Genomic DNA, 6,685 nt, shown 5'->3' with positions numbered 1-6,685 from the left:
CGCCCAGGTTCCCCGCCTGCCACTGCACCCCGAACTCGCTGGCATCGTCCTCGCCCACTTCGACGATCAAACTCTCGATCACCACCTGGGCGCGACGCTGGTCGAGCATGTCGATCACCTCCCGCAGGTTGCGATACAGCGGGTCCGGCGCCGAGATCAGCAAGGTGTTGGTGGTGGCGTCCGCCTGGATCGTCACGCCACCGGCGCTGAACGCGGTGTTCTGGTCGGTAGGGGAAGAGGCTCCGATGCTGCTGGTGTCCTGCCCGTAACCACTGGGCTGGACAGTGCCGCTGCCGGTGGGAGTGCCGCTGCTGTTCTGGGTACTGCCCTGGCCACCCTGGGTGTTGCCGCCCATGCTGCTCAACTTGCCACGGGCATTATCACTGGTACCGGTGTCGCTCTCACCAGTGAGCAAGCCCCGTAGCGACTGCGCCAACTTGCCGGCCTGGGCGTTGCGCAGGTACACCACGTGCATATTGCTCGGGTTGCTCTGGGCGTTGTCGAGCTTGTAGATCAGGTTGCGCGCCAGTTCCGTGCGCTCCGGGCTGCCGGCGCGGATGATGATGGAGTTGGAGCGCGGGTCGCCGATCACGTTGATCTTCTGGGTCTGGTCGGCGCCCTGGGTTTCGAGGAGTTCCGAGACCATGGCGGCGATGTCCACGGCGATGCCGTTCTGCACCTTCACCACGTCGGTGTCGATGGCGCTCGGGGTGTCGATGCCGTCGATGATCTGTGCCACCCGCGCCAGGTTTTCCGCGTAGTCGGTGATCACGATGCTGTTGTTGCCGGGGTAGGCGTTGATCGGGTTGTTCGGCGACACGATCGGGCGCAGTACCGGGATCAGGTTCACCGCGTTTTCGTATTGCAGGCGGAAGGTGCGGGTCTGCATGCCCTGCCCGCCAGGGTTGGCGCCGCTGTAGATCGGCCCGCCCAGCAGCTTGGCGTCCGCCTCAGGCACCACCTGGGCCACGCCGCCTACGTCGACCACGCTGAAGCCCTGCATACGCAGCGCCGCCAGCAGCATGTCGTAGGCCTGGTGCGCCGGTACCTGGCCTTCGCTGACCAACGTGAGGTTGCCTTTGACACGCGGGTCCACCAGGAATTGCTGGCCGGTGGCGCGGGACAAGGCGCGCACCACCGCCTGGATATCGGCGTCGACGAAGTTCAGTTGTACCGGTTGATCACCCAGCGGGTTGCGCGCCCTGGCCGGTGCGGCGCCATGGCTGCGGGCGCTGTTGGTCACCGGGTGTTGCACCCGGGGTGGCGGCACGGTTTCGCGCTGGCGGTCCAGTGGTGTGTCGCCGCTGCGCCGGGTGTCGGCCAGGGGTTGGCCGAGCTCGCTGTCCACCAGCAACGGCGCGGAGGATTGGGGGTTGCTGCACGCTCCCAGCGCCAACAAGAGCAAAGGGGCGACCTTGCGATAAGGCGCAGCGTTGGGCAATGACCACTTCATGAAGCTTCCTTAGCGCCAGGCGCCTGATCCATGCGAACGGTCCCGGACAAGGTGCCGGCCGAGTTTGAAGGGGTGGCCTCGCCTGCGCGTTGCAGGCGGGCCGCAGAGACTTCCAGGGAGAACGGCCGGGGGTTGGCCAGCAGCCAGTCGATCACCGCGTCCGCCGGGGCGTCGTCGAAGGTCAGGCGCCAGCTGCCGGTGTCCTGCGGCTGCAATTGATAGCGGCCCTGCAACCCGGCGTTGTCGAGGGACTGGTGCAAGGCGGTTTCCAGGTCACTGCTGCGCGGGGCTGGGGCGACGCCTTGCAGCAGCACCTGCAAGGCCTCGGCCTGGCTGCGCAGTTTCGGGGTTTCGGCTTGCCAGTAGTCGATTTTCTTCAGCGGTGGCTGGATCAACAGCAACCAGGTCAGCAGGCCCGCCAGCACCAGGCCGGCACCCACCAACAGACGTTTTTCACGCATGGCCAGGCCGTTCCAGAACACTTGGGCCTGGCTGCGCAGAAGCTGCCAACGCTTATTCATCTTCGGCCTCATCGTCTGCATCGGCTTCAACGCGCTCGGTAAGCGGGCCGACTGTCCAGCCCTGGTCGTCGCGACGGGCGCTGAACCCGGCCTGGGCCAGCAGCGCCTGCGCGTCAGCGGCCAGCGCCGGGGTCCGGGCGTCGGGCAGCAGGCTCAGCTGCAGGCGGCCTTGCTCGTAGCTCAAGCTCTCGACGCTGCCCGCCATGGACGGCAGGCTGCTGCCCGCCAGCGCCAGCAAGCCGGTAAAGCGCTGCCCAGGTTCGGCCGCCGCGCCGCTCTGGCGTGCGGCCAGTTGCTGACGGGCTTGTTGCAGCGGGTTGAGAATCACCGGCAGTTCGGGGAAGGCCTGGCGTACTTGCTGGCTCATCTGCGCCTTGAGGCGTTGGCCTTCGTCGACCTGGCGGGCGGCGTAGAGGTTCAGGCCCAGGGCCCAGATGGCGACCGCCAGCGCCGTGCAGGCCGCCGCCCTGCCCCAGCCACCGGTGGCCGCCTGCTGGAGCCGACCGTGCAAACCCCAGCCCGGCGCGGTACCGCTCCAACGGGCATCGTCGGCCACATGGAGCACATCGACACCGGTGGCGAGCAGATCATCCAGCGCGGGCTGTCCCAACGGATGCACCGCACCCTGCTGGACACTGAGGCGCAGCAGCAAATGCCCGTCGCTGAATGCCGCGCTCGGTTGCCCGCTGACTGGCAACGCATACGGCGCCGGGTACAGCCCGCGCACTTTGATTTGCAGCTGGGTCGTTATCCGGCCCAGGTGCTCAAGGCTGCTTTTGGGCAACCAGCCGACCTGCACCAGGCCGCTGCTGTCCCGTGGACCGTGGGCCACATGCATCAATTCCAGCGGGCCGAGGATCAATGCCTGGGCCGCACAGGTCACTGCATCGTCGACCTTGGCGGAGGGCAATTGCGGCAGCTCCAGGCTGGTCAGCAAGCTGTCCCGTGGATGCAGAAAACACTCCGCCTGGGTATTCGCCCATTGCGCCAGGCGGCCCTCGCCCTGCTGGCTGACCTGCCCGGCGCGGTCCAGCCAGGCGAATTGCACCTGGCTCTCGGTGGTGAGTTCATCCAGCGGCGGCAAGCCGATGCGCAAACGCTTCATACGCCCACCCGCGACCAGATCACCTGAGGCTGACGGTCTTCGGGGCGATACAGCAACGCCTCCAGCGTGACCCGACGCTGCTCGCGGCGCGCCTGGCCGTGCACGCGAAACCACTCGCTGGTGATCCCCACCTGCACCGTGTCCACCGCGACTTGTGGCATGCGCAACCGGTTGACGAAATCCCCGCGATTGACAAACCAGCGCCCGCCGTCGCGCTCGGCCACCAGTGCCTGGGCCTGGGACAGGCTGAGCCCCGGCACCACGCTGCTGAGTACCTCGGCGCTGGCGGTATTGCCGTTGACCCAGGTATTGCCGGGCAGCACGCTGACATAGCTCGCCATGCGCCGCAGTTGGCGCGGGTCGAGGCCTTCGATACCGCTGAGGTCGGTGAGGCTGCGCAACATCGGGTACTTGGCCGGGATCAATGGCGCGGCGGCACCGGGCGAGGTATCCCGGCTGCTGTTGAAACCGCCGGTAAGCGAGGCGCCGAGCTCGCGCTGGTCGTATGAGTCGATCACCCGCCGGCTGATGCGGCGGCTCACGGCCGGCTCGATGCCGATCAACTGGCACAGGCGTTCGAAGCTCTGCAATTGCCCGGCGTCCAGGTGTTGTTGGGTCACCAGATTGCGCAGGTTGAACTTGCCCTGCTCATCCTCAATCCGCCCCTCGAAAGCACCGCCGAGGGGCCGTGCCCACGGTTGATCGAGCCGGGTCAACACGTCCTGGCGGCGCGCGTCCCACAGGAGCTGGCGACTGGTTTCCAGGCCGCCATTCAACAACCATTGGCCCTGGATACGCAGTTGTTCAGCTTCCAGGCTGCGGGTGAACACGGTTTGCCGGGTGAGCATGGCGCCGGCAAGCACCGCGACCACGGCCGCGATCAGCAAGGCACTGATAATCGCCATGCCGCGCTGCTTCGCCGCTGTAGGCGAATGGCTGTTCATCGCCGGCCTTACAGCTGCCAGGAGCCGATATCGGCATTCACGCCGTCACCATCAGGTTTCCCGTCGGCGCCGAGGGAGAACACATCCACTTCGCCGTTGGCCCCAGGGTTGAGGTAGTGATACGGGTTGCCCCACGGGTCGTTGGGCAAGCGTTCGAGGTAGGCGCGCCAGTTGCTGTTTTTCGCATCGGCCGGGCGTTCCACCAGCACCTTCAAGCCCTGGTTCATGCTCGGGTACGAGCCGTGGTCGAGGCGGTAGAGTTTCAGGGCCTGCATCAGTCCGCCAATGTCCTGCCGGGCCGCTGTGGCCCGCGCCTGGTCGGGGCGGTCGAGCACCTTGGGCACCACCAGCGCCGCCAGAATCCCCAGGATCACCACGACCACCATGATCTCGATCAGGGTGAAACCGCGCTGCCTGCGCGCTGACGTGAAGTGTGCGATATCCATGTCGACATTCCTTGGCTTGAGTGCATTTCGTGGCGCAGTGTTGCAAGAACACATGTCAGTCATGTTGAAAATCCTCGGGAGCTTTGGTCGCCAATCGGTCAACTCCCGGGGCTAGTCTGCGGGCCTGTTTCCCGGTTTTGAGTACGCCATGGGCGGGCCCCGCAACGAGCAAGGTTTCACCCTGATTGAAGTGTTGGTGGCACTGGCGATCATCGCCGTGGCCATGGCGGCGGCGGTACGCGTGGCCGGGCTGATGACCACCAGCAACGGCCTGCTGCGGGACAAGTCGATGGCGCTGCTGGCAGCCCAGGGCCGGATGGCGGAACTGCGCCTGGAAGGTCGGGTGAGCACCGGGCGCAAGACGTTCGACTGCGACCAGGGCCGGCTGAAACTGCGTTGCGAACAGACCATCAGCAACGGGCCGGATGGGCGCCTGTTCCAGGTCAGCGTGCAGGTGCTGGACGCCACCCGGGAAGCGCCCCCCCTGGCACGCCTGGAGACACTGCTGGGGCGCCCGCCGGTGAAGCGCCCGGTTACTGCCGAATGAGGCTTGGCAACGTCGGCCCGTCGGGCAACTTGTCGAGGGGCACGCGGATTTTTTCCGCGCCGCGCTCGATCTCCACGCTATCGCCTTCAATGGCCGTCAGCCGCACGCCGGGGCTCAGGCGTTCACCCAACAAAAAGCTGCGGGGCGGGCCGTCGTTGAGACTGAGGATCGCCACCGCCCCACGCGCCCCGGCAAGCACCCCGGAGACCTTGATCTGCATCACCGCCGGGGTATTGGAAAACCATTGCACGGCGGGGTTGTCGCTGCGGGCCGCCAACGCCTGGGGCGCGGCCTGCGGGGTGTGGGACTCGGCCGACGTGAGCAACAGTGGCGTCCAGGTCGCAACCCCTGCCAGCGCCGCCAGCAACGCCACGGCCTGGACGCCATGGGCGGGTGAAAAACGATGGATGAATGCCATGGGCGGGACCTCCTGTTTGTCCGTCGCCTCAGGCTACAGGGCAATTCACACCTTTTTATTTCAGCGGTTGATCAGGGAGCAAAAAATGAAACAGCAGGGCTTCACGTTGATCGAGTTGATGGTGGTGCTGGTGATCATCGGCATCGCCAGTGCGGCCATCAGCCTGAGCATCAAGCCTGATCCGCTGCACCTGCTGCGCAAGGACGCGGAACGCTTGAGCCAATTGCTGCAGGTGGCCCAGGCCGAGGCGCGTGCCGATGGCCGGGCGATTACCTGGAAAGCCGATGCCAAGGGATTTCGCTTCAGCCGCGTGACCGATGATGGGCTGGGAGTGGAGAACTTCAGCGGCGATCAGCAACTGCGTCCGCGGGCCTGGGACAGTGCGTCGATGCAGGTGCGCATCGAGCCCGGGAAAACATTGGTGCTGGATGCTGAATGGGTGAACCCGCCCATGCGGGTGGTGCTGTCGGATGGGCAATACAGCCTGAGCCTGCAACGGGATGCGGCGGGGTTGTTGCGGGTGGTGAGTCATGAGTGACCAGAAGGGTTTTACGCTGATCGAGGTGATGGTGGCGATCATGTTGATGGCGGTGGTCAGTGTGATTGCCTGGCGCGGGTTGGACAGTGTGACCCGGGCTGATCAGCATTTGCAGGCCAGCAGTGAGCAGACTGAGGTGTTGTTGCGGGCGCTGAACCAGATGCAGCTGGATGTGAGCTTGCGCGCGGGGGTTGAGTTGGGGCCGCCGATTGGCGAAGACGCGCCGAAGCCTGGCGGGTTGGCGGCGGTGTCGGTGAGGAGTTCGGACAGCAAGGGGTTTCGGCTGGAGGTGATCCGGAGTGCGCCGATTCCTGGGGATGGGTTGCAGCGGGTGCGGTGGTGGCTCAAGGGCGACACGCTGTACCGGGCAGCTGCACCGGCGCGGGATCGGTATCCGCTGCCGGCGCCCAGGGATGCGGTGGCGGTGCTTGGGCAGGTCAGGGATTTGCAGGTGCGGGTTTGGGACAAGGGGTGGCGGCAGTTGAGTGGGAATCGGCAGGATGAACCGCTGGGGATCGAGGTGGTTCTGGTGCGGGAGACGGGCCAGGGGGTGGAGCGGTATCGGCAGGTTTTGGGGCCCTTGCGGTAGGGCTTTTTGGGGTGGTGTACATATCCGTTATTTTTGTTATGGCTGATATGGGTTCCGCTCACTTTCGAAAAGCCGGAATGCCGGCACAGTCAAAAGTAAGCAAAACGCTCTTGCCCCACCACTC

9 protein-coding genes are annotated in these 6,685 nt (G+C 65.7%); 3 read left to right on the top strand and 6 right to left on the bottom strand.

Annotated features, from left to right (window positions below; genetic code table 11):
* The 5 genes from gspD to gspG all read right to left on the bottom strand — a co-directional run.
* Nucleotides 1-1,453: type II secretion system secretin GspD (gspD, locus tag HX786_RS08690; protein WP_178911948.1), on the bottom strand; the 1,453-nt coding region annotated here is incomplete at its 3' end.
* Nucleotides 1,450-1,974: a type II secretion system protein GspM gene (gene gspM, locus HX786_RS08685; protein ID WP_003218654.1), complete on the bottom strand. Its 525-nt coding sequence runs from the start codon at nt 1,972-1,974 to the stop codon at nt 1,450-1,452. The genes gspM and gspD, both read right to left, overlap by 4 nt.
* Complete coding sequence (gene gspL / locus HX786_RS08680; protein WP_178911947.1) at nt 1,967-3,079, bottom strand: type II secretion system protein GspL; 1,113 nt, start codon at nt 3,077-3,079, stop codon at nt 1,967-1,969. The genes gspM and gspL overlap by 8 nt, the downstream gene beginning before the upstream one ends.
* Complete coding sequence (gene gspK / locus HX786_RS08675) at nt 3,076-4,023, bottom strand: type II secretion system minor pseudopilin GspK (protein WP_177010048.1); 948 nt, start codon at nt 4,021-4,023, stop codon at nt 3,076-3,078. The genes gspL and gspK overlap by 4 nt, the downstream gene beginning before the upstream one ends.
* Nucleotides 4,024-4,031: 8 nt before the next feature.
* Nucleotides 4,032-4,469: a type II secretion system major pseudopilin GspG gene (gene gspG / locus HX786_RS08670; RefSeq protein ID WP_003218660.1), complete on the bottom strand. Its 438-nt coding sequence runs from the start codon at nt 4,467-4,469 to the stop codon at nt 4,032-4,034.
* Nucleotides 4,470-4,617: 148 nt separating this feature from the next.
* On the opposite strand from gspG, the gene gspI reads away from it, so the two are divergent.
* The gene (gspI, locus tag HX786_RS08665; protein ID WP_008431408.1) at nt 4,618-5,016 is read left to right on the top strand and encodes a type II secretion system minor pseudopilin GspI; all 399 of its coding nucleotides are present in this window, start codon (nt 4,618-4,620) and stop codon (nt 5,014-5,016) included.
* Here gspI and HX786_RS08660 read toward each other — a convergent pair.
* A complete protein-coding gene (locus HX786_RS08660) occupies nt 5,003-5,434 on the bottom strand; it encodes a type II secretion system protein N (RefSeq protein ID WP_087695374.1) in 432 nt (143 codons plus the stop codon). The genes gspI and HX786_RS08660 overlap by 14 nt on opposite strands.
* An 85-nt stretch (nt 5,435-5,519) precedes the next feature.
* Between HX786_RS08660 and gspH the strand changes: the two genes are divergently transcribed.
* Together gspH and HX786_RS08650 are read left to right on the top strand one after the other, a co-directional pair.
* The gene (gspH, locus tag HX786_RS08655) at nt 5,520-5,972 is read left to right on the top strand and encodes a type II secretion system minor pseudopilin GspH (RefSeq protein WP_102368734.1); all 453 of its coding nucleotides are present in this window, start codon (nt 5,520-5,522) and stop codon (nt 5,970-5,972) included.
* Nucleotides 5,965-6,561 (top strand): type II secretion system protein GspJ, encoded by a 597-nt coding sequence (locus HX786_RS08650; protein ID WP_178911946.1) that lies wholly within the window; start codon nt 5,965-5,967, stop codon nt 6,559-6,561. Before gspH ends, HX786_RS08650 begins: the two co-directional genes overlap by 8 nt.
* Nucleotides 6,562-6,685 lie beyond the last annotated feature (124 nt).

Source organism: Pseudomonas sp. 21615526, assembly GCF_013386245.1.
Lineage (GTDB): Bacteria > Pseudomonadota > Gammaproteobacteria > Pseudomonadales > Pseudomonadaceae > Aquipseudomonas.
The sequence above is the reverse complement of the archived record's forward strand: the minus strand, read 5'-3'. Positions and strand labels throughout refer to the sequence as shown.

What these genes read in the sequence shown, in the direction of transcription:
- gspK (WP_177010048.1), bottom strand. Translation starts at nt 4,023, where the DNA reads ATGAACAGCCATTCGCCTACAGCGGCGAAGCAGCGCGGCATGGCGATT.
- gspG (WP_003218660.1), bottom strand. Translation starts at nt 4,469, where the DNA reads ATGGATATCGCACACTTCACGTCAGCGCGCAGGCAGCGCGGTTTCACC.
- gspI (WP_008431408.1), top strand. Translation starts at nt 4,618, where the DNA reads ATGGGCGGGCCCCGCAACGAGCAAGGTTTCACCCTGATTGAAGTGTTG.
- gspH (WP_102368734.1), top strand. Translation starts at nt 5,520, where the DNA reads ATGAAACAGCAGGGCTTCACGTTGATCGAGTTGATGGTGGTGCTGGTG.
- HX786_RS08650 (WP_178911946.1), top strand. Translation starts at nt 5,965, where the DNA reads ATGAGTGACCAGAAGGGTTTTACGCTGATCGAGGTGATGGTGGCGATC.
- HX786_RS08660 (WP_087695374.1), bottom strand. Translation starts at nt 5,434, where the DNA reads ATGGCATTCATCCATCGTTTTTCACCCGCCCATGGCGTCCAGGCCGTG.
- gspL (WP_178911947.1), bottom strand. Translation starts at nt 3,079, where the DNA reads ATGAAGCGTTTGCGCATCGGCTTGCCGCCGCTGGATGAACTCACCACC.
- gspM (WP_003218654.1), bottom strand. Translation starts at nt 1,974, where the DNA reads ATGAATAAGCGTTGGCAGCTTCTGCGCAGCCAGGCCCAAGTGTTCTGG.